A 2,659-nucleotide genomic window follows, 5' to 3' on the forward strand; every position below is an offset into this window, starting at 1 on the left:
GTCACGCCGTCCAGCGACAGTAGCGCAATCAGCTTGTTGATGCCGGTGTTGATGAGGTGGATCGAGGTCGACTCCAGCGGCTCCATAAATCCTGCAGCCAGCCCGATCGACACGACATTCTTGTTCCAGAATTTCTTCCGGTGGCCCGTCTTGAAGCGCAACATGCGCGGCTCTGCCGTCGCCTCTGTGTCGAGATTGCCCATCAGCGTGTCATGGGCGGCCTCATCATTTGTAAAATTGCTCGAATAGACATGGCCATTGCCGGTGCGATGCTGCAGCGGGATCCGCCATTGCCAGCCCGCATCGCGCGCGATGGAGCGGGTGCGCGGGATAAGCGGCCCGTCGCCTCGCCTGGTCGGCACGGCGATCGCGCGGTCGACCGGCAACCAGTGCGACCAGTCGACAAAGCCTGTCTCCAGAGCGCCTTCGATCAGCAGGCCGCGAAAGCCCGTACAGTCAATGAACAGGTCGGCTTCGAGCACCTGGCCGTTCTCAAGCTCAATCGATGTGACAAAGCCTGTCTCGCCGTTCTGATTGACGCGTGTCACCTTGCCTTCGACCCGCTCAACCCCGCGGCTCTCGGCCTGCTCGCGCAAATAGGCGGCATAGAGAGAGGCGTCAAAATGGAAGGCATAGGCGATCTTCGACAGAGGTGAATTGCCCGCATTGACCGGCCGCATGAACTTCGCCTGCCGCGCCGCAATCGCCTGTAGCGAATACTGCTCGGTCGTGTCCGGCCCATAATCCTGTCCGTGATGTTTCAGGAAGAAAGCGTGGAAGGACACCCCGTCCATATCGAGGCCATAGGGCCCGAACGGGTGAATATAGGAATCGCCCTTCCTGCCCCAGTCCTGGAATTCGATGCCGAGCTTGAAGGTCGCTTTCGTCTTCCTGATGAAGTCGGTCTCATCGATGCCGAGCGAGCGGTTGAACGTGCCGATCTGCGGGATGGTCGCCTCGCCGACGCCGACTGTGCCGATCTGTTCGGACTCAACCAGCTGAATCTCGCAATAATTGTTCTTCAGCAGCTTCGACAGCGCCGCCGCCGTCATCCAGCCGGCGCTTCCGCCGCCGACAATCAGTACTTTTCGAATTCGGTCTATGGTCATGGCATCGGTCTCAAACTGTCAGTTTTTCGGCGGCGCAGTAGCGGTCGATATAGGCCTGATGGGTCGGCATCTTGCTAGCCACATCCTGCATCAACCGGTGAATATGCTGCATGGTCTGCAGGGCTTTTTGCGGCTCGATCGTATCGACCATCGGGTCCCAGGTGCGCGGGCGAAGTCCCTGGCCGAGCATCACGGCGAGCCAGTTGGACTCGCCGAACAGCTCGTCCTCGAAGCGGAAAATCCGGCCCTTCGAGCAGAACAGGTCCATCTTGCGCTGCAGCGTGTCAGGAATGTCCATATGGCGCACATAGCGCCAGAAGCCGGTATCCTCGCGCTCTGTCGCCTTGTAGTGCAGGATCAGGAAATCCCGGATGTGCTCGAACTGCATCGCGGTGAGCCGGTTATATTCCTCGCGCTCGACGCGGGCAAAACTTTTGTCCGGCATCAGCGCAATCAGTTTGGAAATGCCGGCCTGGATGAGGTGAATACTGGTCGACTCCAGAGGCTCCATGAAACCCGCAGACAGCCCGATCGCGACGCAATTCTTCTCCCAGAACCGCTCGCGCCGCCCCGTTGTGAAGCGGAGCTGTCGCGGTGAGGCGGCAGGCTCTGCATCGAGCGTCTCCAGGAGCAGGCGTTCGGCCTCCTCATCGCACATGAACTCACTGGAATAGACATGACCGTTGCCGGTCCGATGCTGAAGCGGGATGCGCCACTGCCAACCCGCCGGCCGCGCCATCGCCTTGGTGTAAGGGATCGGATCACCCCGCCTGTGGCTCGGCACGGCAATCGCGCGGTCGCAGGGCAGCCAGTGCGTCCAGTCCTGGTAATCAACGCCAAGCGCCTTGCCGATCAGCAGCGCCCGGAAGCCGGTGCAATCGATGAAGAGATCGCCTTCAATCTCTTCGCCTGAGTCCAGCAGAACATGATCGATAAATCCGTCTTCGCCGCGAAGCGTCGTGCCAACCACTTTGCCTTCTGTGCGCATCACGCCGCGGCCTTCGGCAAGCCGTCTCAGATAGCGCGCATAAAGCGTCGCATCGAAGTGGAAGGCATAGGCGAGCGTGGAGAGTACAGAGCGCGGATCGGCCCCCGGCGTCAGAAACTTCCCCTGCCGCGCGGCGACCGCCGACATGCAGAACTGCTCGATGGGCGGAATGGATTGCTCGCGCGAATATTTCAGCCAGAACTGGTAGAATTTGACCGCTTCGATATCGAGCCCGAACTCGCCGAACGGGTGCATATAGGCATGGCCAGGGCGCAGCCAGTCGACAAATTCGATGCCGAGCTTGAAGGTCGCCTGTGTGGCGGCGACGAACTCATTCTCGTCGATGCCGAGCAGCTGGTTGAACGCGTTGATCGGCGGAATTGTCGCCTCGCCAACCCCGACCGTGCCAATCTCGTCGGATTCGATCAGCCTGATCTTGGTGCGCCCATTCGCCGTGATCCGGCTGAGCGCAGCGGCTGTCATCCAGCCGGCCGTGCCGCCGCCAACAATCACAATCGTCTCGAGCGCCTCGTCAGACAGCATCAGCCAGCCCCCTCTTCTT

At 60.5% G+C, this 2,659-nt stretch carries 2 protein-coding genes; both read right to left on the bottom strand.

Going from position 1 to position 2,659, the window contains the following annotated elements; translation table 11 throughout:
- The coding region (locus tag WA989_RS06795) for a tryptophan halogenase family protein (protein WP_424339750.1) at window positions 1-1,109 on the bottom strand (1,109 nt) is incomplete at its 3' end.
- Between the two features lie 10 nt (window positions 1,110-1,119).
- Window positions 1,120-2,640, bottom strand: a complete 1,521-nt coding sequence (locus tag WA989_RS06800; protein ID WP_424339751.1) for a tryptophan halogenase family protein — start codon at window positions 2,638-2,640, stop codon at window positions 1,120-1,122.
- Window positions 2,641-2,659 lie beyond the last annotated feature (19 nt).

This window comes from Henriciella sp., from assembly GCF_049649345.1.
Taxonomy (GTDB): domain Bacteria; phylum Pseudomonadota; class Alphaproteobacteria; order Caulobacterales; family Hyphomonadaceae; genus Henriciella.

Coding starts and splice junctions, on each gene's coding strand:
- WA989_RS06800 (WP_424339751.1), bottom strand. CDS start 2,640: ATGCTGTCTGACGAGGCGCTCGAGACGATTGTGATTGTTGGCGGCGGC.